Source organism: Pseudomonas sp. NY15181 (assembly GCF_048068055.1).
In the GTDB taxonomy this organism is placed as follows: domain Bacteria; phylum Pseudomonadota; class Gammaproteobacteria; order Pseudomonadales; family Pseudomonadaceae; genus Pseudomonas.
Genome location: NZ_JBLUPT010000005.1, coordinates 304,802 through 326,593, shown reverse-complemented (window position 1 = coordinate 326,593; position 21,792 = coordinate 304,802). Strand labels below are relative to the sequence as shown.

Sequence of the window (21,792 nt, the reverse complement as noted above, 5' to 3'; positions counted from 1 at the left end):
TCAAACTCCCAGGTACGCCAGCGTGACATCGATGTAGATCGCACGGCGCATGCTGTCATCGCTGCCGAAGCTGTCCTTGCCGCAGGCATCGGCCGGGGAAACGGTGGAGGATGTCCCCATCCAGGCTACCGAAACGCGAATCACTGCCTCCGCTTTGGCAGATGTCTTTACCGTGGATATGCACCCGCGTGCGCCGATCATGCTGCCGATCTGGCGATTATCATCGGTGGTCACAGAGGCGCCCTTCAGCGCTTGGTTCCAAGCACACAAATCCTTTCCAACCACGTCAGCAGAACTGCAACCGCCATCACCGGTTGTATTGCCGACTCCGTAGACTGCATTACTCACATAGCTCGTCGAGCGGGCCGCGGCCGGATTGCTGCGAATCCGGTTGGCCATGTCTTCAGCGAGCATCAGTGCCTGAGCACGCTGGTATGTCTCGAATTGCGAATTAAGCATTCGGCTTTGCAGGCCGGCGAGGCCCAACAGCCCTATCGCAAGCACCAGCATGGCGACCAGCACCTCGATCAGGGTGAAGCCACGCATTCCTGTCTTCTGGGACCCGTCCGCCATCATTTCAGCAGCCTCCCTTGGCGGAAGTGGCACGGCCATCTATGCCCAGCGACACACAGCGAACCTTCTCGCTGTCCTGACTGGAGGTAACTTCAAAGGTGACCACGGAGCCTGCGCTCAAGCGGCCGGAGGGGCGAAACGCCACCTGAGAGGCAGCGGAATCAATATTCACGCCATCACCCAACGAATACTTGGCGAGTGGATTGCTGTCGTTGCCTGTGGCCGGGTTCTGGATGAGCCATCCCTGTGCCCATTCCTGGCCCGAGGCTGGGCGCAGCGTGACCACGACACCGCGCTTGATCGCCTCGACACGCGCCAGTATCAGCGCCGATTGCAAGTCGGTTGTCGCCGCTCGGACACGTTGATCAGCGATGATCGACTTGAACGACGGGATACCAATGGCCAGCAGAATGGAAAGTACGACCAGGCTCATCAGCAGTTCCACCAGGGTGAATCCCTGATGCCCCCGACCGAGAGAATGGCTACAACTCCTCCCCTTCGGCATCCGGCCACGTCCAGAGACCTTCACCAGACGCCTCCGGTCCATTGTTTGGTCCCCGCCTGGTTGATCGAAAGATTGCCGTCACCTGACTGCATCGTGCCGCTCTTGGGCGCAGCCGTAATGGTAAAGCTGGGGGGAAGTCCGCTGCCTACGGTTATCGTGATGGTGTAGTTGCCTGCAACCCTGCTGGGCTGGCTGGCCCCGAGGGTCGTTTCGCTGCTGGTATAGGCGCGCGCATCCATCAGATACTGCTGCTGACGCTGGGAGAGATCCATCAGATACGCCTGGGCCTCACTGCGGTTGGCCCGGATCACGTATTGCTTGTACGACGGGTAGGCGATGGCCGCTAGGATGGCGACGACTGCCACCGTGATCATCAATTCGATCAAGGTAAATCCACTGATCCTGCGCACGGAATTACGACTCCTAAATCCCTATCCGACATAGGAAAGATCCCATCGAACAGCATCCAAAATCTATGTACCAAGGATAATTGGCGTATTTATATGTGCGAATGGTGCAGCCTTTCCTCGCCGTCAGTTTACTTTGTGAGGCACCTCACAAAACAAACCATCCGCTCTAATTGGCCTAGCTAAATGCCCCAAACTTCAAGGCCGAAAAAAACCGATCAATCGATCGGGGTTTCTTCATCTGAGGATGCTGACTTCAGAGCGCCTTCATCCGCAGTTCCCTGGGAATCGAGAAGGTAATGTTCTCCTCTCGGCCATCCAGCTCCACCTCGGGTTCCGCGCCCCACTCACGCAGTTGCTGGATCACGCCGCGAACCAGGACGTCCGGGGCCGAACAACGCCTGCTCGAAGCCCGGCAGCAGGTTGCCGTCGCCGACCTTGAAGGTGGCCGGCTGCTCGTCGAAGGTGCTGTCGACGACGTTGCCGTCTTCCAGCTTGAGAGCGAAATGCAGGGCGACCTGGGTATCCACACCGATACGCTGAATATCTTCAGAAGACTCAGCCATGGGCGGTTTCTCCGGACTTCTTCGATTTGAACATATCCAGCGCCAGCATGATGGCGCCGACGGTGATGGCGCTGTCGGCCAGGTTGAATGCTGGGAAATACCAGCGGTTTGCCAGTGCACCAGGAAGAAGTCGACACGTGACCAAGCACTATGCGGTCGTACAGGTTGCTCAGCGCACCACCCAACACCAAGGCCAGGTCAATGGCCCAGCGGTCTAGAGCCAGCAGCTGATTGTTGGGCAGCAGGTCCTTAGCCGGGTTCAGGACGGATAGGTTGGATAGCAGGAAGCACGCGGTATACCGCGCAATGAGAGCGTCCACATGACGGGCGACAACTACAACCACCCCGGAAGCGCCCTACAACGGCATCAGACGCCACAAAACAGGCAACGCCAATAATCCCTGAGGAGAATCCAGAATCAGGCACGGACATGCTCAAACACAAGGGTTTCAGCCTCATCGAACTGCTGGTAGCGCTGGCGATCCTCGCCATCGCCCTCTCCCTTGCCGCACCGGGCTTCGGCCGACTGCTCGAAGAGCATCGGTTGCAGGTCGCCACGCAGGAGCTGCAGGGCGCCCTGAACCAGGCGCGGACGACGGCCGTGCTGAGCGGGCAACCGATCAGCATCGCCGCGCTCGGCGGCAACTGGGCCCAGGGCTGGGTGCTATTCGTCGACAGCAACAACAACGGTGTTCGCGCCCCCGCCGAACAACTGCTGGCGACTCACGCGGCTCTTCCCCACATCACCGTCATCCCGGACAGCACGTCCCGCCGCTACGTCCACTACACCCCCGGCGGCTACAGCATCCAGCCCAGCGGGGCCTTCCACTCCGGGCATTTCGTGCTCTGCGCCCGTACACAATCCGCTTCCCGGATCATGATCAACAGGGCCGGAAGGATTCGCCGGGAATCCAGCGAAACGGACCCACTTTGCCCTCGCTGACCCGCGTCACACTCGTGTCGCGACACCTGTCACATATGCACCAATCGCATGACCGAACATCGCGCTATAACGAACGGTCATCTGTCTAGTTAGGACTTTTCCTACGACAGACGGCAGCATTGCCGCGACTTAAAACGCGAGGAATGCGCCATGTCGCGCCCGATGCATTCGGCAGGATTCACGCTGATCGAGTTGATGGTGACCATCGTCGTCCTGGCCATCCTCATCAGCGTCGCCGCACCGTCCTTCACCAGCACCATCCGTGACAGCAAGCTCACCACGACCAGCACCGAGCTGCAGTCCGCCCTGCAACTGGCGCGTTCGGAAGCCGTGATGCGGCACAACCGGGTGACCCTCTGCCGTCGGAACGCAGCGGGCGACAACTGCGAGAACGGCACCGACTGGAGCGCTGGCTGGCTGATCCGGCAGAGCGGCGGCGACATCATCAAGGTTTGGCAAGCGCCCTCCGACGTTGCGATCACCGGCCCTAACGCCGGGGTCATCTATCAGAGCAACGGTATGGTCAGTACCGCCACCAGCCTCTCGGTCACACAACCGAGCTGCAGCGGTAACCAGAAGCGCACGCTGTCCGTGGCGCTGAGCGGACTGAGCAAGATCGAGAAGGCGGACTGCGAGTGATGAGCCTGCGCACACAGCAGGGTGCAACCCTGCTCGAAGTTCTGATCGCCGTGGTGATTCTCGCCGTGGGCCTGCTTGGCATGGCGGGCCTGCAGGCCACCAGCGTTCAGACCAATCAGGGCGCCTACTACCGCTCCCAAGCCAGCATCCTCGCCAATGACATGGCCGATCGTATGCGCGCCAACCGCGACAAGGCGCTGGCGGGCGACTACAGCATGAGCGACTTCCCGGCCTCCTCCACCAGCAACGGCGTGAGCGGCAGCCGTGCGGCCAAAGACAAGGCCGAGTGGCTCAATCGCCTGGCGGAGTCGCTGCCCGATGGCACCGGCAAGATCGCCTTGAACGCCAACATTTTCACCATTTCCATCCGCTGGAATGACAACCGGGCTCGCATCAAGGCAACCAGCGACACCAACACCCCCTCGGAAACCTTCGAGTACCGGACTCGCCTATGAAGCTCGCTAGCCACTCATCACAGTCCGGCCTGTCCCTGGTCGAACTGATGATCGCCATGCTGTTGGGGCTGCTGCTGATCGGCGGCGTATTGCAGGTTTTCCTCTCCAGCAAGCAGACGTTCAGCTCCAACACCGCCCTCTCCCGCGTGCAGGAAAATGGCCGCTTTGCCATGACGTTCCTCACCTATGACCTGCGCAATGCTGGTTACAAGGGCGAATGTGTCAGCGAGCTAAACAATCTCACCGGCCTCACGGATGCACGCTACACCCTGGACATGGCCCTTCAGGGCTGGGAGAGCGGCCAGAGCATCCCGAACTGGTTCTCCGGGACTCGCCGCAGCGGGACGGATGCCATCCTGGTAAAGCACGCGGCCGCAGCCAGCGGGGCGACTCCCTCGGCAGCCTCCTCCACCGACAGCATCAGTACGACAGCTGCGACCGGAATCGCCCAGGGGACCCTTCTGGTCCTGTCCGATCCCATAGGATGCGACCTGTTCCGCAACAATTCGGCAGCCAGCAACTCCGCCGTATCGGTGAACGGAGCGTCCTTCGGGCATATCTACCCGAGCACCTCGGACATCCTCAAGTTCGAAAGCACCCTCTACTTCGTCAATAACAACTCGGCGGGCAGCCCCTCGCTCTACCGAATTCGCTACAACAGCGGCGCATCCGCCGAGGAAGTTGCCGAGGGCATCCAGGACCTGCAGATCAAATACGCCGTCGGCAACGTCAATGGTGCTGTTTCCGGGGACTACGTGGATGCCTCGAGCATCTCCGACTGGTCAACGGTGGTGTCGGCCCAGATCACACTCACGGCCGTCAGCACGGATAACGCCAACCCCATGACCCGCACATTCACCTCGACCATCGGCCTCAGGAACCGCCTGCCATGAACATCAACAGGGCGCCTCGGGCGCAACAGGGTGCTGTACTGGTCGTCGCACTGATCATGCTCCTGCTCCTCACTATCATCGGCATCAGCAGCATGCGCAGCACCACCCTGCAGGAACGCATGGCCGGCAATCTTCGCGACGAAAGTCATGCTCTACAGGCCGCGGAAGCGGCGATTCGGCAGGGCGAAGCCGTCGTCAAGGGCCAGTCGGTGACCCATTGGCAGAACTATGTCTCCAGCAGCTCCTGGGACGACGCCAGCGACATCTCGGGGCTGGCCACTCCCAAGTACCGGCTGACCACCCTGCCGGGAGTTGTCTACAGGAGATCGGGAGAATCAACGGAAGCCGGCACCCCTATCACCACGACTGTCATAAGAGTGGAAGCACAGGGATTTGGCGCCGTGCAGAACGCCGACAGCAGCACCGCCTCCACCTACCAACTGAAGTCGATGTACATCAAGCGCTGACAGGACTTTCGAGAACTCCTACATGCTCAAGAAACTAGTAACCCCGAAGACCCTGAGCGTCTGGTGCTCGTCGTTCCTCAGCTTCAGCGTGATCTTCCTGCAGGCGATCGAGGTTCAGGCCGCGGTATCCCAGACTCCCATGCTGCTGGGCAGCTCCAACGTACCGGGCAGCCTGGCGCTGACACCGTCGGTAGAATGGCCCACCATCCTGTCCATCGCAAACCTGGGCGCCTACAGCTCGAGCAGCAAGTACATCGGCTATTTCGATCCGGAAAAGTGCTATCGCTACACCTACGACTCGAGCAAAAATCTCTACGACTACAGCGCGGACAGCGCGCTGAAAAACGTCGATGCCCAGAAAATCGTCGGCACCTATTTCTATCCGGTCGGAACGGCCAATGCCCGCAAGTGCAACATCGGCGCCGCCAAGAAGGAATGGAGCGGCAACTTCCTGAACTGGGCGGGGACCCCGACCATCGACCCCTTCCGCAGCGCCTTGACCGGGGGTAACCGGATACAGGACACCGCCAGCCTCACCGTCCTGCAGAAAGCCCGGCACTCCGGCCAGAGCAGTGCCGGCAACCGGATGACCAGCGGGCAAGGAATGCTGCCCAAATCGGAAATCACCGGCGCGACCCCCGCCTCCAGCGCCTGGGGAGCGTTCTACGTCCGCATGCAGGGCCTCAACTACGACATGATGTTCGCCAATGCCTCCGACGGGCTCGGAGGTTCCGACGGCGGCACCGAGAACACCGGGCGCTGGGTGGACTATGACGAAGGGACTGCCGCCCAATGGGGGACCGGCGGGCTGGTGACGTCCTATACCGTCAGCAAGAAGACCAAGAGCATTTTCCGCGTGCGTGTGCAGGTCAAGGTATGCGACAGCGCCATGCCGGAAAGCAACTGCAAGCGCTATGGCAGCAACTACAAGCCCGAAGGGCTGCTGCAACAGTATTCCAACACCCTCCGCTACAGCGCCTTCAGCTACCTGAATGACTCCAACGAACTTCGCGATGGTGGCGTCCTGCGTGCCAATCAGAAGTACATCGGCCCGACCCTGGGCGAAGGTGGGGACAGCAACACACAGAGGGAGTGGGACCCCACGACCGGCGTCTTCGCCGACAACCCCAACCCTGCCGATGCCACGGCCACCGGGGGCAGCGTCAGCCGTAGCGGCGTCATCAACTACATCAACAAATTCGGTTCGATGACCGACCAGGCACACAAGAGCCTCGACCCGGTCAGCGAGCTCTACTACACAGCGATCCGCTACTTCAAAAATCAGGGCAACGTGCCCGAGTACAGCGACATCAGCTCCAACGTCTACACGATGGCCGATGGATTCCCCGTCGTCACCACGTGGAGTGATCCGATCACCTATGCCTGCCAGAAGAACGTCATTCTCGGGATCGGTGACGTGAACACCCACGTCGACAAGAACCTGCCCGGAACTACCTCTGCCTACCGGGAGCCGACCAAGCCTGAAGAAGTCAGGAACGACACTACCGTCGACGCGGTCAAGGCCACCGGCAAGGTGGGTAGTCTCGAAGGTGTCAGTCTCAACCAGAGCTCCGACAACTACACCGGGCGCAATAACTCCGCCTATATCGCGGGCCTGGCCTATGACTCGCACACCAAGGACATACGCCCGCAGATGAGCGGCAAGCAGACCGTCTCCACCTACTGGGTGGATGTTCGGGAAGCTCAGAAACTGGAGGCCCGCGCCAAGAATCAGTACTGGCTCGCCGCGAAATACGGCGGCTTCAAGGTCCCCACCAATTTCGACCCCTACAGCTCGACCGCCAGCCTGACCGATGACCTCTGGTGGACCAACGGGGAAACGCTGTCGACCGGCGACAAGCGCCCGGACAACTTCTTCGTCGCCAGCGACGCGGAAAAAATGGTCAGCAGCCTGAAGACCGCCTTCGCCAAGATCGTCCAGGAAGTGCGCAGTTCGACCACCTCGCTGGCGACCAACTCCACGCAGCTGGATACCGGCAGCGCGATCTACCAGTCGCAGTACAACAGCGAACACTGGAGCGGCGACCTGCAGGCCAAGAGCGTCAACGGCAATGGCGTGGTAGCGACGACTCCCAGCTGGAGCGCCGCCACCCGACTGGATGCTCTCACTGACCTTTCGGCGCGCAAGATCTTCACCGTCAATTCGCTCGCGGGCCAGGCTGGGAACACCTATTTCACCAGCACCACCGGTGTCGACTTCACCTGGGGCTCCCTGGATGCCGACACCAAAGTAGCGCTCAGGCGCACCGCCGACGCCACGGTCTCCGTCACCGAAGCGGAAGCACAGAACCGCCTGGCCTTCCTGCGCGGAGACAGGAGCCGGGAAGTCAGCACCAGCAATCCGGCCAACCCTTACCGCGAGCGCGGCAGCCGGCTGGGCGACATCGTCAATTCCGACCCGCAATACATCGCCAACCAGGACTTCGGCTACAACCTGCTGGCCGGCAGCCAATGGGGCAACGCCGGCCCGGCCTACCTCACCTATCGCGCCAGCAGCAGCTACAAGAGCAAGAAGCCGCTGGTGGTCCTGGGGGCGAACGACGGAATGATCCACGGTTTCGACGGCACGCTAAGCAATGGTGGCAGCGAACTCTTCGCCTATGTGCCTCGCACTGTCGTCGACGACCTCTATCAACTCACGTCCCCCACTTACAGTCACCGCTACTACGTCGATGGATCTCCCAACTACTCCGACGTCTATATCGACTCGAGCTGGAAGACCATCGTCGTTGGCACCACCGGCGCTGGCGGCAAAAGCGTGTTCGCGCTGGATGTCAGCGACCCGAGCAACATGAACGCCAGCAAGGTGCTATGGGAGTTCACCGCGCCGGAAATGGGCAATCCGATGCATCGCCCTGCGATCGCCCCCCTGGCGAACGGCAAGTTTGGCGTGATTGTCACCAGCGGATTCATCAACAGCGCAGTCAGCAGCGGCAAGGTGTGGATTCTCGATGCCGCAGATGGATCGGTAATCAAGCAATTCACCATCACTACCACAGGCGGCCTGGCCGACCCGGCACCTGTCGATGTTAACAACGACCGGGTAGCCGATCGCATCTATGTCGGCGATACCTCGGGCAACCTGTGGCGGCTGGATATCAACGGTACCAATCCGAGCAACTGGGGCGCGCCCGGCTCGCTGAACGGCAACTCACTGTTCCAGGCTCGCGATAGTTCCAATCGAGCACAGCCGATCACAGCTCCGCTGGCCGTCGCCCTGAACAGGGATGGCAAGATGATGGTGCTGTTCGGCACAGGAAGTTTCTACCAGACCACCGATGCCGACCTGCAGCAGAACCAGCGAGTTGAATCCTTCTACGGCATCATCGACTCCGGTACGACAATCAGCCGCGACACCTTACTGGAACAGAAGATCCTCCACCGGCAAACCGTCGGTGGCGACCGGCGGACGGTGGTGAGTAACCAGGCCATGACCACCGCTAAGAGCGGCTGGTACCTGGACCTGCAATGGAAACAGGCCGAAGGCGGCACCAATACCATTACCGGCGAGCGTATGGTCTCCCGCCCCATATTGCGCGGGGGCGCTGTGACCTTCACTTCGCTGACGCCTTCCGACGACCCCTGCACCGGTGGAGGTATCAGTTCGCTCATAGCACTGGATGCCCTGGGCAATGGTCGGCTGTCGTACAACTACTTCGATGCCAACGGCGACGGCGTGATCGACGACAACGACTACTACACCGACGAACAAGGCAACAAGATCCCTTACTCAGGCATCAGCGACTCGACCAACGGCGTCATCAAGACCCCGAGCTTCTTCAGCAAGGACGATGGCGACGACCTGATCTGCTACGTCGGTTCCAAGGGAGGGGAGCCGCAGTGCGCCCCCGTGCCGCCCGGGAATCGAGCCTCGGGAAGATTGTCCTGGCGCGAAGTGAATCGATAATGGAGAAAGAAACGATGTCCCCAGCTGTACCCAGGCTCGGAAGCTGCCAGCGCAACCACGGTTTTACGCTGATCGAGCTGATGGTGGTGGTGGCGATCGTCGCCATCATCTCCGCCGTGGCCTATCCGTCCTACCAGGAGTATGTGAGGAAGGCGCGCCGCGCCGATGCCCAGGCGTCGCTCATGGAGCTGTCCCAGTTCATGGAGCGCTACTACACCGCCAACGGCCGCTATACCACCAGCGCCAATGCCGCGGTCACCCTCCCCTTCAGCGAGGCCCCCAAGGATGGGGCGAGCAAGTACTACACCCTGGCCTTCTCCGGAAACCCGACGTCAACCACCTATGTATTGAGTGCAACACCCAAGGGGGCGATGTCCGGTGACAGCTGCGGAACGCTGACATTGAACAACGCCGGCGTGAAAGGCCAAGGTAGTGGCGCCACCCTGGGCCAGTGCTGGCGCCGCTAGCGGATAGCCACCCATGAAAAAGCCCGATCACAGGATCGGGCTTTTTTGTTTCCGGACTCGGCTCAGACAGCCTTCACCCGCAGTTCCTTGGGCATCGAGAAGGTAATGTTCTCCTCCCGGCCATCCAGTTCCACCTCGGGCTCCGCGCCCCAGTCACGCAGTTGCTGGATCACACCGCGCACCAGGACTTCCGGGGCCGAGGCGCCGGCGGTGATGCCGACGCGCTGCACACCATCGAACCACTCTTTCTTCAGGTCCTCGGCGCCGTCGATCAGATAGCCGGGGGTGCCCATGCGCTCGGCCAGCTCGCGCAGGCGGTTAGAGTTGGAGCTGTTAGGACTGCCGACTACGAGCACCACATCGCACTGGTCGGCCAGTTCCTTCACCGCGTCCTGGCGGTTCTGGGTGGCGTAGCAGATGTCGTTCTTGCGCGGGCCCTGGATGTGCGGGAACTTGGCGCGCAGGGCGTCGATCACCTTGGAGGTGTCATCCATCGACAGGGTGGTCTGGGTCACGAAGTGCAGCGCCTCGGCGTTGCGAACCTCCAGCGCAGCCACATCCTCCTCGTCTTCCACCAGGTAGATGGCGCCGCCACTCGACGCATCGTACTGGCCCATGGTGCCTTCCACTTCCGGGTGGCCCTCGTGGCCGATCAGGATGCATTCGTGGCCGTCGCGGCTGTAGCGCACCACTTCCATATGCACCTTGGTCACCAGCGGGCAGGTCGCATCGAAGACCTTCAGGCCGCGATTCTCGGCCTCCTTGCGCACGGCCTGGGAAACGCCGTGGGCGCTGAAGATGACGATGGTGTCGTCCGGCACCTGGTCGAGTTCCTCGACGAACACGGCACCGCGATTGCGCAGATTTTCCACCACGAACTTGTTGTGCACCACTTCATGGCGCACATAGATCGGTGGGCCGAACACGTCGAGGGCGCGGTTGACGATCTCGATCGCCCGGTCGACGCCGGCGCAGAAGCCGCGGGGATTGGCGAGTTTGATTTGCATGGTGGCCTCGGGTGCTAAGCAAGCCGGCCCACAAGGGGCCGGTAGGAGTTCTTCGCCGCATGCGTAACGGCCCGCTTACACGGGCCGCCCGCTCATTCAGGCAAGTTTGACGTCAATGATATCGACATCGAAGGCCAGCGTTTTGCCGGCCAGCGGATGGTTGAAATCGATGGTGACGTGCTGGTCATCGAAAGCTTTGACGATGCCCGGCAGCTCGGTCTTGGCGGCGTCGTTGAAGATCACCAGCAGGCCCTCGGCCAGCTCCATGTCCTGGAACTGGTCGCGCGGCATCACCTGCACGTTGGCCGGGTTCGGCTGGCCGAAGCCCTGCTCCGGCTGGATGTTCAGGGTGCGCTTGTCGCCGGCCTTGAGGCCGAACAGCGCCTGCTCGAAGCCCGGCAGGAGGTTGCCGTCGCCGACCTTGAAGGTGGCCGGCTGCTTGTCGAAGGTGCTGTCGACGACATTGCCGTCTTCCAGCTTGAGGGCGAAATGCAGGGTGACCTGGGTATCCGCACCGATACGCTGAATGGTTGCAGAAGACTCAGCCATGGGCGGTTTCTCCGGACTTCTTCGATTTGAACATATCCAGCGCCAGCATGATGGCGCCGACGGTGATGGCGCTGTCGGCCAGGTTGAACGCCGGGAAATACCAGCGGTTCTGCCAGTGCACCAGGATGAAGTCGACCACGTGACCGAGCACGATGCGGTCGTACAGGTTGCCCAGCGCACCGCCCAGCACCAGGGCCAGGGCGATGGCCAGCCAGGTCTCGCCGCGCTTCAGGCGCTTGAGCCAGACCACCAGCACGGCGCTCACCACGATGGCGATCAGGGCGAACAGCCAGCGCTGCCAGCCCGAGCCATCGGCCAGGAAGCTGAAGGCCGCGCCAGTGTTGTAGGCCAGGGTCCAGCTGAACAGATCGGGGATGACCACGATCTGCTGGTACATGGTCAGCTCAGCCTGGAAGAAGGCCTTGCTCACCTGGTCCAGCACGAACACCAGCACGGTGATCCACAGCCAGCCAAGGCGGCCGAAACGATCAGGCATAGTGGCGGACCTCGCCGGCGCCATCGATGTTCTCAACGCAGCGGCCGCACAGTTCCGGGTGCGCGGCATAGCTGCCGACGTCGGCGCGGAAGTGCCAGCAACGGCCGCACTTGGCGTGGGCGGACTTGGCCACCTTCAGCTTCAGGCCCGGCAGTTCGCTCTCCACCGCGTCGGCCGGCGCGTCGGCCAGCGGCGCGACGGTGGCGGCGGAGGTGATCAGCACGAAGCGCAGCTCGTTGCCCAGTTTCTCCAGGCGCTTGGCCAGGGAATCTTCGGCGTAGAGGGTGATCTCGGCCTGCAGGTTGCCGCCGATGGTCTTGGCGCTGCGCTGGTTCTCCAGTTCCTTGTTCACGGCAGCCTTGGCGGCCATGACTTCGTCCCAGTAGGCGCGGTCCAGTTCGGCGTCGGCCGGCAGCTCGGACAGGCCGTCATACCAGGTGGTCAGCATCACCGACTCGGCGCGCTCGCCCGGCAGGAAGCTCCAGATTTCCTCGGCGGTGAACGCCAGGATCGGGGCGATCCAGCGCACCAGGGCCTCGGCGATGTGGAACAGCGCGGTCTGGCAGGAACGGCGGGCGACGCTGTTTTCCTGGGTGGTGTACTGGCGGTCCTTGATGATGTCCAGGTAGAAGCCGCCCAGCTCCTGCACGCAGAAGTTGTGCACCTTGGAGTAGACGTTCCAGAAGCGGTAGTCGCGGTAGGCCTCTTCCAGCTCGCGCTGCAGCTGCAGCGCTCGGTCGATGGCCCAGCGGTCCAGGGCCAGCAGCTCGTCGTTGGGCAGCAGGTCCTTGGCCGGGTCGAAGCCGGACAGGTTGGAAAGCAGGAAGCGCGCGGTGTTGCGGATGCGGCGATAGGCATCGGCGCTGCGCTGCAGGATCGTCTGGGAAACCGCCATCTCGCCCGAGTAGTCGGTGGCGGAAACCCACAGGCGCAGGATGTCGGCGCCCAGCGTGTCGGTAACCTGCTGCGGGGCGATCACGTTACCCAGCGACTTGGACATCTTGCGGCCCGACTCGTCCACGGTGAAGCCGTGGGTCAGCAACTGGCGGTACGGCGCGTGGCCGTCGATGGCGCAGCCGGTCAGCAAGGACGAGTGGAACCAGCCGCGATGCTGGTCGGAGCCTTCCAGGTAGAGGTCGGCGGCCGGACCGCTGGCATGGCCCAGCTCGGCGTGGGAGCCGCGCAGCACGTGCCAGTGGGTGGTGCCGGAGTCGAACCAGACGTCCAGGGTGTCGTTGATCTTGTCGTACTGCGCGGCTTCATCGCCCAGCAGTTCGGCGGCGTCGAGCTTGAACCAGGCCTCGATGCCCGACTGCTCGACGCGCTGGGCAACCGCTTCCATCAGCTCGACGGTACGCGGGTGCAGCTCGCCGGTGGCCTTGTGCAGGAAGAACGGAATCGGCACGCCCCAGTTGCGCTGGCGCGAGATGCACCAGTCCGGACGGCCGGCGATCATGCCGTGCAGGCGCGCCTGGCCCCAGTTGGGCACGAAATCGGTTTCGGTGATGGCCTGCAGCGCGCGCTCACGCAGGGTGGCGCCGGCTTCCGGCTGCTTGTCCATGCCGACGAACCACTGCGCGGTGGCGCGGTAGATCAGCGGGGTCTTGTGGCGCCAGCAGTGCATGTAGCTGTGGCTGATGCTGGCGTGCTTGAGCAGCGCGCCCACTTCGTCCAGCTTGGCGACGATGGCCGGGTTGGCCTTCCAGATGAACTGGCCGCCGAAGAACGGCAGGTCGGCCACGTACACGCCGTTGCTCTGCACGGGGCTGAGGATGTCGTCGTTGACCATGCCGTACTGCTTGCAGGTACGGAAGTCGTCCTCGCCGTAGGCCGGGGCGGAGTGAACCACGCCGGTGCCGGCGCCCAGCTCGACGTACTCGGCCAGGTAGACCGGCGAGAAGCGCTCGTAGAACGGGTGGCGGAAGCGGATCAGGTCCAGCGCTTCACCTTGTGCGGTGGCGATGACCTGGCCTTCCAGGCCATAACGCTGCAGGCAGGACTCGACCAGCTCTTCGGCCAGCACCAGCAGGCGCTCACCGGTATCGACCAGCGCGTAGGTGAATTCGGGGTGGACGTTCAGCGCCTGGTTGGCCGGGATGGTCCAGGGGGTGGTGGTCCAGATGACGATGGCGGCCGGCTTGGACAGGCTCGCCAGGCCAAAGGCGGCGGCCAGCTTGTCTGCGTCTTCCACCGGGAAGGCGACGTCGATGGCGTCGGACTTCTTGTCGGCGTACTCGACTTCCGCCTCGGCCAGGGCCGAACCGCAGTCGAAGCACCAGTTCACCGGCTTCAGGCCCTTGAACACGAAGCCCTGCTTGACCATCTCGGCCAGCGCGCGGATTTCACCGGCCTCGTTGGCGAACGCCATGGTCTTGTAGGGGTTGTCCCACTCGCCCAGCACGCCCAGGCGGATGAAGTCGGCCTTCTGCCCTTCGATCTGCTCGGCGGCGTATTCGCGGCACAGCTCGCGGGTCTTGTCCGCCGGCAGGTTCTTGCCGTGGGTGGTCTCGACCTTGTGCTCGATCGGCAGGCCGTGGCAGTCCCAGCCCGGCACGTAGGGGGCGTCGTAGCCGGCCAGGGTCTTGGAGCGGACGATGATGTCCTTGAGGATCTTGTTGACCGCGTGACCGATGTGGATGCTGCCGTTGGCGTAGGGCGGGCCATCGTGCAGGATGAATTTCGGGCGACCTTCGCCAATCTTCCGCAGCTTCTGGTACAGGCCAATGTCGTTCCAGAGCTTGAGGGTCTGCGGCTCGCGCTGCGGCAGGCCGGCTTTCATCGGGAAGTCGGTTTCGGGAAGGTTCAGAGTGGCTTTGTAATCGGTCATCTCAGGGCCTGTTCAGGATCTTCAATCAAGCGGTTGGCCCAGCCAATAGGCCCGGGCGGCGGCGATGTCGGCGAGGATGGCCGCCTTGAGTGCCTCCAGCGAGGCAAAACGCTGCTCATCACGCAGCTTCTGGTGGAAAGTGATGTCCAGATGCTGGCCGTAAAGGTCGCCAGCGAAATCCAGCAGATGCACTTCCAGGTGGGGCCGGCCGTCGCCATTCACAGACGGTCGGGTGCCGATGTTGGCAACCCCGTTGCAGCGCTGGCCAGCCACCAGGGTGCTGACCAGGTAAACCCCATTGAGCGGCGCCTTGCGGCGTTTGAGCTGGATGTTCGCGGTGGGCGAACCCAGCGTGCGGCCCAGCTTCTGCCCGTGCAGCACACGGCCGCTCAGGCGATACGGACGACCCAGCAGGCGCTCGACCATGTGCAGGTCGCCGTCGGCCAGGTCCTTGCGGATGCGCGAGCTGCTCACGCGCATACCGTCGACTTCTACGGTGGTGGCGGCTTCGACGGTGAAGCCCTGCTCCGCGCTGGCCTTGACCAGGAAGGCGAAGTCGCCGGAACGGTCGCAGCCGAAGCGGAAATCGTCGCCCACTTCCAGATGGCGGACCCGCAGGCCCTCCACCAGCACCTGGCGGACGAACTCGGCGGCCGACAGCTCGCGCAGGCGGCGATTGAACGCCAGGCAGAGAACGAAATCGACGCCATACTGGCGCAGCAGTTCGAGCTTCTCACGCAGGCGAGTCAGGCGTACCGGCGCGGCATCCGGCGCAAAGTACTCGCGCGGCTGCGGCTCGAAGATCACCACACAGCTGGGCACGCCCAGCTCCAGCGAACGCTCGCGCAGACGCCCCAGGATCGCCTGGTGGCCGAGATGGACGCCGTCGAAATTACCGATGGTGGCGACACAGCCCCCGGACAGGGGCCGCAGGTTGTGAAGGCCTCGAAGCAGCTGCATAGCGCGCGTATTGCTCAGAAAGTGGTCGATTATACCCACACCCGCCGCCGTGCGACAGGCAAAATGCCGTCGCCGAAAGCGGATGCAATGCTTTGCCCGGCGAAGGTTACAGCACCGCGCGGCGGGAGAAGTCCCGCAGACGGAAGCCCAGCAGCGCCAGCATACCGAAATAGGCGACCACGCCGGCCACCACCAGCGCGCCCAGACGCACCAGGCGAATCGTCATCCCGCCCTCGTCCCAGGCCGGCATGACGTACATCATGCCGACCAGGACGGCGCACATCACCAGTACAGATATCACCAATTTCGCGATGAACTTGCCCCAGCCTGGCTGCGGCTCGAACAACTGGTGCTTGCGCAACTGCCAGAACAGCAGCCCGGCGTTCAGGCAGGCCGCCAGGCTGATCGCCAGGGCAAGGCCGGCATGTTTGAGCGGACCGATGAATACCAGGTTCATCAACTGGGTGGAAACCAGGGTGAACAGTGCAATCTTCACCGGCGTCTTGATGTTCTGCCGCGCGTAGAAGCCCGGAGCCAGCACTTTCACCAGGATGATCCCGAGCAGGCCGACCGCATAGGCGATCAGCGCGCGCTGGGTCATCAGGGCGTCGTGGGCGCTGAACTTGCCGTACTGGAACAGCGCGACGGTCAACGGCTCGGCGATCACCGCCAGGGCCAGGGAGCACGGCAGCACCAGCAGGAAGCACAGGCGCAGGCCCCAGTCCATCAGGCGCGAATACTCGTGGCGATCATCGCTGGCGTAGGTCTTGGCCAGGGACGGCAGCAGGATGGTGCCCAGAGCCACGCCCAGCACACCGGACGGCAGCTCCATCAGGCGGTCCGCGTAGTACATCCAGGACACGGAACCGGCGACCAGGAAAGAGGCGAATATGGTGTTGATGATCAGCGAAATCTGGCTGACCGAGACGCCGAGGATCGCCGGCCCCATCTGCTTGAGCACGCGCCACACGCCGGAATCACGCAGATTGATGCGCGGCAGCACCAGCATGCCGATCTTCTTCAGGTGCGGCAGTTGGTAAAGCAGCTGCGCCAGGCCGCCGGCCAGCACTGCCCAGCCCAGCGCCATGATCGGCGGGTCGAAGTACGGCGTGAGGAACAGCGAGAACAGGATCATGCTGACGTTCAGCAGTGTCGGCACGAAGGCCGGCACCGAGAAGCGGTTCCAGGTATTGAGGATCGCTCCCGCCAGGGACGCCAGCGAGATCAGCAGGATATAAGGAAAGGTCACCCGCAGCAGGGAACTGGTGAGCTCGAACTTCTCGGTCGAATCGACGAAGCCGGGCGCCGTCACCCAGATCACCCAGGGCGCGGCCAGGATGCCGAGGACGGTGACGAGCGCCAGGATCAGCGTCAGCAGGCCGGATACATAGGCGATGAAGGTGCGGGTCGCCTCCTCGCCCTGCTGGGTCTTGTATTCAGCCAGGATCGGCACGAAGGCCTGGGAGAACGCGCCTTCGGCGAAGATGCGGCGCAGCAGGTTGGGCAGCTTGAAGGCGACGAAGAAGGCATCGGTGGCCATGCCGGCGCCGAACATGCGCGCGACTATGGTGTCGCGCACGAAACCGAGCACCCGCGAGATCATGGTCATCGAGCTGACCGCGGCCAGCGACTTGAGTAGGTTCATAGCGTCCAGAACTGGTAGAATGGCCGACCCTGCCGGGCGCGGCACTGGCCTTGAGCGAAAGCTCAGCTGCCAGGCGAAGCGCAGCAGTGTAGGGCCGCGGGGCGAATAAATCACCCCATCCGGCGGCCAGCGTGCGCCCGTCGCACCACTCGTCGGCGGCCGCGCATACCCTTGACAAGGCCCTGATGCAACGGCATTATTCGCGGCCTTAATTTATTCGCAACATCCCAAGTTTTTTTCGAGGAGCTCGACGGTGGCCAACACACCTTCCGCCAAAAAACGCGCCAAACAGGCTGAGAAGCGTCGCAGCCACAACGCCAGCCTGCGTTCCATGGTTCGTACCTACATCAAGAACGTAGTCAAAGCAGTCGACGCCAAGGACCTGCCGAAGGCCCAGGCCGCTCTGGTTGCCGCCGTACCGGTCATCGACCGCATGGCCGACAAAGGCATCATCCACAAGAACAAGGCCGCTCGTCACAAGAGCCGCCTGAACGCCCACGTGAAGGCCCTGGCCACCGCGTAAGCGTTCCGTTCTTGAAAAACCGGCCCCAGGGCCGGTTTTTTATTGCCTGCGATTTATCTCTCAAACGAGTTATCCACAGGCAAAGCTTTCCTGCAGACAAAAAGAAAGGGCGGTCACCCGCCCTTCTCACTTACTTCGCCGCCGGCCACGGCATGATCGGAATCGCCGTCACCGCATTCTGCGGACTGCCCTCGATCACCCGGTCGCTGTAGACCAGATAGACCAGCGCGTTGCGCTTCTTATCAAAGAAACGCACCACCTGCATGCTCTTGAACACCAGCGAGGTGCGCTGCTTGAACACCTCCTCGCCATCCTTGAGCTCGCCAACGAAACGGATCGGCCCGACCTGACGACAGGAGATCGACGCCTCGGCGCGATCCTCCGCCAGACCCAGACCACCCTTCACACCGCCAGTCTTGGCGCGGGACAGGTAGCAACTGACACCTTCCACCTTGGGATCGTCAAAAGCCTCCACCAGGATCTTGTCGTTGGGGCCGACCCACTTGAAGACCGTGGACACTTCGCCGATCTCTTCGGCACCCGCCAGCATCGGCAGCAGCATCAGCGCCGCCATCAATCCCTTGCGCATGAATCCCCCCCCTCAGACGAGCACCAGGTTGTCGCGATGGACCAGCTCCGGCCCATCCACATAACCGAGCAGACTCTCGATGGCGTCGGTCGGCTGGCCGATGATCTTCTGCGCCTCGAGAGCGCTGTAGTTGGCCAGACCACGGGCGATTTCACGCCCCTGCTGATCCACGCAAACCACCATCTCGCCGCGACGGAAACTGCCCTGCACGGTTTTCACGCCTACCGGCAGCAGGCTCTTGTGATCATGAGCAACAGCCTTGACCGCACCATCATCCAGCACCAGCGTCCCGCGCATCTGCAGATGGCCAGCCAGCCACTGCTTGCGCGCCGCCTTGCGGCTCTGCTCGGGAGTCAGCAGGGTACCCAGGCGCTCGCCGGCACGCAGGCGATCCAGCACGCGCTCGATACGCCCACCCACGATGACGGTGTGCGCACCGGAACGCGCCGCCAGACGCGCTGCACGCAGCTTGGTCTGCATGCCACCACGCCCCAGCGCGCCGCCCGTGCCGCCAGCCACTGCATCCAGGGCCGGATCATCGGCACGCGCTTCGAAAATCAGCTGGGCATCGGGATTGTTGCGCGGGTCAGCATCGAACATGCCGTCGCGATCGGTAAGGATGACCAGCAGGTCGGCCTCGACCAGATTCGCCACCAGCGCCGCCAGGGTGTCGTTGTCACCGAAGCGGATTTCGTCGGTCACCACGGTGTCATTCTCGTTGATCACAGGGATCACGCCGAGGTCGACCAGCGTGCGCAGGGTATTGCGCCCGTTCAGGTAGCGCTTGCGATCGGACAGGTCGTCGTGGGTCAGCAATACCTGGGCAGTCTGCAGGCCATGCACGCCGAAGCTGGACTCCCAGGCCTGCACCAGACCCATCTGCCCCACGGCGGCGGCCGCCTGCAGCTCGTGCATGTCGCTAGGTCGGGAAACCCAACCCAGGCGGCTCATGCCCGCCGCCACCGCACCGGAGGACACCAGCACCAGCTCGACGCCCGCGCAGTGCAGCGCAACCATCTGCTCGACCCAAACTGCCATGGCGTCGCGATCCAGACCGCGACCATCAGCGGTCAGCAACGCACTCCCAATCTTGACTACCCAGCGCTTGGCGCCGGTGACCTTCTCACGCATACCCTCAACCTTAGAAGTCAGGCTTCACACGTTTAATCCGGACCGGCGAACGCCGCTCCGATCAAGGTACGTAGAAGATTTCCGGCCCGTCGCCGTCGTCTTCGTCATCCTCGAAATCATCGTCATCCAGATCATCGGCATTCTTCAGGCCGGCGCGGCGCAGGGCACGGGCATCATCCAGCGCCTGCAGACGGGCGCGAGCCTCGTCCTCGATGCGCTGATCCAGGGCCGCCAGGGCTTCGCCGTAGGCCGGCTCTTCCTCGATGCGCAGGGTGCGCTCGTCGAGGTACTTCATGATGTCCTGGCTCAGGGCTTCGGTGCCTTCGCGCTCCAGAGCGGAAATCACGTAGACCGGACCCTCCCAGCCCAGGCGCTCGACCACGTCCTGTTTGCGACGTTCCTGCTCCTCGGGCTCGAGGATCTGGTCCATCTTGTTCAACACCAGCCAGCGGTCACGCTCGGTCAGCGCCGGGCTGAATTTCTCCAGCTCGTTGACGATGGTTTCCGCGGCATCGGCCGGATCGCTTTCGTCCAGCGGCGCCATGTCGACGATGTGCAGCAACAGGCGGGTACGCGCCAGATGCTTGAGGAAACGGATACCCAGGCCGGCACCTTCGGCGGCACCCTCGATCAGACCCGGAATGTCGGCGACCACGAAGCTCTTGAAGCGACCGACACTGACCACACCCAGGTTCGGCACGAGAGTGGTGAAGGGATAGTCAGCGACCTTCGGCTTGGCGGCGGACACTGCACGGATGAAGGTACTCTTGCCGGCGTTCGGCAGGCCCAGCAGGCCGACGTCAGCCAGCACCTTCAATTCCAGCTTGAGGTCGCGCGCCTCGCCGGGCTTGCCCGGAGTGGTCTGGCGCGGCGCACGGTTGGTGCTCGACTTGAAGCGGGTGTTACCCAGGCCGTGCCAGCCGCCCTGGGCAACCATGATGCGCTGACCGGCAGTGGTCAGGTCACCGATGATTTCCTGGGTGCCGGCATCGATGATGGTGGTACCGACCGGCACGGGCAGGACGAGATCGTCACCCTTGGCGCCGGTGCAGTCCTTGCTGCCGCCGTTCTCGCCGCGCTGGGCGTCGAAACGACGGGTGTAGCGGTAGTCCACCAGGGTATTCAGGTTCTCGTCGGCCTCGAGGAACACCGAGCCGCCGTCGCCACCGTCACCGCCGTTGGGACCGCCTTTCTCGATGAACTTCTCGCGGCGGAAGCTCATGAGGCCGTTGCCGCCGTCACCGGCTTTCACGTGGATGGATACTTCGTCGACGAATTTCATTGCGAACGCCTCCCGCAGCACCTGCGGGTTGAAAATAAGAAAAGGAGCATAGGATACAGCCAAGTCCGCGCAAACGCCCGAACCGACAGCACCTCGCCTGGAAACGCCAGAAACAAAAAAGCCCCGTCGCGAGACAGGGCTTTTTCAGTGAGGGCTCGCTTAGGCAGCGACGACGCTTACGTAGCGACGGCCAAAGGCGCCTTTCACTTCGAACTTGATCACGCCGTCGACTTTAGCGAACAGGGTGTGATCCTTGCCCATGCCAACGCCGTAGCCAGCGTGGAACTGGGTGCCGCGCTGACGCACGATGATGTTGCCTGCTTTAACAGCCTGGCTACCGAACAGCTTCACGCCAAGGCGTTTACTTTCGGAATCGCGGCCGTTGCGGGTACTACCGCCAGCTTTTTTGTGTGCCATGAGTCATATCTCCTAAACAGGAAGCAGCCCTAAAAAAGGAATTAGGCCTGGATGCCGGTGATCTTGATTTCAGTGAACCACTGGCGGTGGCCCTGACGCTTCATGTGGTGCTTGCGGCGGCGGAACTTGATGATGCGCACTTTGTCGTGACGACCGTGGGAAACCACTTCTGCGGTCACTTTCGCGCCTTCTACCACCGGCAGGCCGATCTTGACGTCATCGCCGTTGGCGACCAGCAGAATGCGATCCAGGTTGATCGCTTCGCCGGTGGCGACGTCGAGTTTCTCGACCTTGAGGAATTCGCCTTCGGTGACTTTGTATTGCTTGCCACCAGTAACAATTACTGCGTACATCTGGATGTCTCCGTTAGACCTGCTCACCCGACGCTTTATAAAAAGAGGAATCGGTCGGCATGGCTGCATGGGGCCGGAAAGGACGCCCGTGCAATTGCGTAAGGCAGGATATGCCAGGGAAGTTCGGGGCCGCGATTGTACGCAAAGCGTTCACCCGGATCAAGCCTCCC

Annotated in this window: 22 protein-coding genes and 3 pseudogenes; 8 read left to right on the top strand and 17 right to left on the bottom strand. The window is 62.5% G+C overall.

Translation table 11 applies throughout. From position 1 onward, the window contains the following. From pilV (ACNFBT_RS15235) to ACNFBT_RS15210, 6 genes and pseudogenes are all read right to left on the bottom strand, one after another. Window positions 1-546: a type IV pilus modification protein PilV gene (pilV, locus tag ACNFBT_RS15235; protein ID WP_416750624.1), complete on the bottom strand. Its 546-nt coding sequence runs from the start codon at window positions 544-546 to the stop codon at window positions 1-3. Window positions 547-577: 31 nt separating this feature from the next. Next, the gene (locus ACNFBT_RS15230; RefSeq protein ID WP_416750680.1) at window positions 578-1,078 is read right to left on the bottom strand and encodes a GspH/FimT family pseudopilin; all 501 of its coding nucleotides are present in this window, start codon (window positions 1,076-1,078) and stop codon (window positions 578-580) included. Between the two features lie 20 nt (window positions 1,079-1,098). After that, window positions 1,099-1,488: a type IV pilin protein gene (locus ACNFBT_RS15225; protein ID WP_416750622.1), complete on the bottom strand. Its 390-nt coding sequence runs from the start codon at window positions 1,486-1,488 to the stop codon at window positions 1,099-1,101. A gap of 253 nt (window positions 1,489-1,741) precedes the next feature. Further along, window positions 1,742-1,879: pseudogene (ispH, locus tag ACNFBT_RS15220) on the bottom strand (4-hydroxy-3-methylbut-2-enyl diphosphate reductase); the annotation flags it as partial. Next, window positions 1,875-2,051 (bottom strand): annotated as a pseudogene (locus ACNFBT_RS15215) (FKBP-type peptidyl-prolyl cis-trans isomerase); the annotation flags it as partial. The pseudogenes ispH (ACNFBT_RS15220) and ACNFBT_RS15215, both read right to left, overlap by 5 nt. Beyond that, window positions 2,044-2,257: pseudogene (locus tag ACNFBT_RS15210) on the bottom strand (signal peptidase II); the annotation flags it as partial. The pseudogenes ACNFBT_RS15210 and ACNFBT_RS15215, both read right to left, overlap by 8 nt. Before the next feature lie 224 nt (window positions 2,258-2,481). Between ACNFBT_RS15210 and ACNFBT_RS15205 the strand changes: the two are divergent. The 7 genes from ACNFBT_RS15205 (at window position 2,482) to ACNFBT_RS15175 (ending at window position 9,843) form a co-directional block, all read left to right on the top strand. Then, the gene (locus ACNFBT_RS15205; protein ID WP_416750620.1) at window positions 2,482-2,994 is read left to right on the top strand and encodes a GspH/FimT family pseudopilin; all 513 of its coding nucleotides are present in this window, start codon (window positions 2,482-2,484) and stop codon (window positions 2,992-2,994) included. Between the two features lie 150 nt (window positions 2,995-3,144). Beyond that, window positions 3,145-3,633, top strand: a complete 489-nt coding sequence (locus tag ACNFBT_RS15200) for a GspH/FimT family pseudopilin (protein ID WP_416750618.1) — start codon at window positions 3,145-3,147, stop codon at window positions 3,631-3,633. Further along, window positions 3,633-4,088 carry a type IV pilus modification protein PilV gene (gene pilV / locus ACNFBT_RS15195; protein ID WP_416750617.1) on the top strand — a complete coding sequence of 152 codons (456 nt, stop codon included), beginning with the start codon at window positions 3,633-3,635 and terminating at the stop codon, window positions 4,086-4,088. Before ACNFBT_RS15200 ends, pilV (ACNFBT_RS15195) begins: the two co-directional genes overlap by 1 nt. Continuing rightward, the gene (locus ACNFBT_RS15190) at window positions 4,085-4,981 is read left to right on the top strand and encodes a PilW family protein (RefSeq protein WP_416750615.1); all 897 of its coding nucleotides are present in this window, start codon (window positions 4,085-4,087) and stop codon (window positions 4,979-4,981) included. The genes pilV (ACNFBT_RS15195) and ACNFBT_RS15190 overlap by 4 nt, the downstream gene beginning before the upstream one ends. Next, window positions 4,978-5,448 carry a pilus assembly PilX family protein gene (locus ACNFBT_RS15185; protein WP_416750613.1) on the top strand — a complete coding sequence of 157 codons (471 nt, stop codon included), beginning with the start codon at window positions 4,978-4,980 and terminating at the stop codon, window positions 5,446-5,448. The genes ACNFBT_RS15190 and ACNFBT_RS15185 overlap by 4 nt, the downstream gene beginning before the upstream one ends. A gap of 22 nt (window positions 5,449-5,470) precedes the next feature. Then, window positions 5,471-9,376 (top strand): pilus assembly protein, encoded by a 3,906-nt coding sequence (locus ACNFBT_RS15180; RefSeq protein WP_416750611.1) that lies wholly within the window; start codon window positions 5,471-5,473, stop codon window positions 9,374-9,376. Between the two features lie 14 nt (window positions 9,377-9,390). Beyond that, complete coding sequence (locus ACNFBT_RS15175; RefSeq protein ID WP_416750609.1) at window positions 9,391-9,843, top strand: type IV pilin protein; 453 nt, start codon at window positions 9,391-9,393, stop codon at window positions 9,841-9,843. 62 nt (window positions 9,844-9,905) lie between these two features. Here ACNFBT_RS15175 and ispH (ACNFBT_RS15170) read toward each other — a convergent pair whose 3' ends face one another. The 6 genes from ispH (ACNFBT_RS15170) to murJ form a co-directional block, all read right to left on the bottom strand. Next, window positions 9,906-10,850: a 4-hydroxy-3-methylbut-2-enyl diphosphate reductase gene (ispH, locus tag ACNFBT_RS15170; protein WP_416750607.1), complete on the bottom strand. Its 945-nt coding sequence runs from the start codon at window positions 10,848-10,850 to the stop codon at window positions 9,906-9,908. 96 nt (window positions 10,851-10,946) lie between these two features. After that, complete coding sequence (fkpB, locus tag ACNFBT_RS15165; protein WP_416750605.1) at window positions 10,947-11,399, bottom strand: FKBP-type peptidyl-prolyl cis-trans isomerase; 453 nt, start codon at window positions 11,397-11,399, stop codon at window positions 10,947-10,949. Further along, entirely contained in the window at window positions 11,392-11,895 is a 504-nt protein-coding gene (gene lspA / locus ACNFBT_RS15160; RefSeq protein WP_416750603.1) for a signal peptidase II, read from the bottom strand. Before lspA ends, fkpB begins: the two co-directional genes overlap by 8 nt. Then, window positions 11,888-14,722: an isoleucine--tRNA ligase gene (gene ileS / locus ACNFBT_RS15155; protein ID WP_416750601.1), complete on the bottom strand. Its 2,835-nt coding sequence runs from the start codon at window positions 14,720-14,722 to the stop codon at window positions 11,888-11,890. The genes lspA and ileS overlap by 8 nt, the downstream gene beginning before the upstream one ends. Window positions 14,723-14,743: 21 nt before the next feature. Continuing rightward, window positions 14,744-15,682, bottom strand: coding sequence for a bifunctional riboflavin kinase/FAD synthetase (gene ribF / locus ACNFBT_RS15150; RefSeq protein WP_416750599.1), 939 nt, complete (start codon window positions 15,680-15,682; stop codon window positions 14,744-14,746). A gap of 106 nt (window positions 15,683-15,788) precedes the next feature. Further along, a complete protein-coding gene (gene murJ / locus ACNFBT_RS15145; RefSeq protein ID WP_416750597.1) occupies window positions 15,789-17,327 on the bottom strand; it encodes a murein biosynthesis integral membrane protein MurJ in 1,539 nt (512 codons plus the stop codon). A gap of 253 nt (window positions 17,328-17,580) precedes the next feature. Between murJ and rpsT the strand changes: the two genes are divergently transcribed. After that, complete coding sequence (gene rpsT, locus ACNFBT_RS15140; protein ID WP_009617555.1) at window positions 17,581-17,850, top strand: 30S ribosomal protein S20; 270 nt, start codon at window positions 17,581-17,583, stop codon at window positions 17,848-17,850. A gap of 130 nt (window positions 17,851-17,980) precedes the next feature. On the opposite strand, the gene ACNFBT_RS15135 is transcribed toward rpsT, so the two are convergent. The 5 genes from ACNFBT_RS15135 to rplU form a co-directional block, all read right to left on the bottom strand. After that, the gene (locus tag ACNFBT_RS15135; protein ID WP_416750595.1) at window positions 17,981-18,439 is read right to left on the bottom strand and encodes a CreA family protein; all 459 of its coding nucleotides are present in this window, start codon (window positions 18,437-18,439) and stop codon (window positions 17,981-17,983) included. Between the two features lie 12 nt (window positions 18,440-18,451). Next, complete coding sequence (proB, locus tag ACNFBT_RS15130; protein ID WP_416750593.1) at window positions 18,452-19,570, bottom strand: glutamate 5-kinase; 1,119 nt, start codon at window positions 19,568-19,570, stop codon at window positions 18,452-18,454. Between the two features lie 61 nt (window positions 19,571-19,631). Continuing rightward, on the bottom strand, window positions 19,632-20,852 hold the full coding sequence (cgtA, locus tag ACNFBT_RS15125; RefSeq protein WP_416750590.1) for an Obg family GTPase CgtA: 1,221 nt from the start codon (window positions 20,850-20,852) through the stop codon (window positions 19,632-19,634). Between the two features lie 159 nt (window positions 20,853-21,011). Then, window positions 21,012-21,269, bottom strand: a complete 258-nt coding sequence (gene rpmA, locus ACNFBT_RS15120) for a 50S ribosomal protein L27 (RefSeq protein ID WP_017521622.1) — start codon at window positions 21,267-21,269, stop codon at window positions 21,012-21,014. A gap of 41 nt (window positions 21,270-21,310) precedes the next feature. Next, complete coding sequence (rplU, locus tag ACNFBT_RS15115; protein ID WP_015475683.1) at window positions 21,311-21,622, bottom strand: 50S ribosomal protein L21; 312 nt, start codon at window positions 21,620-21,622, stop codon at window positions 21,311-21,313. Window positions 21,623-21,792: the final 170 nt, after the last annotated feature.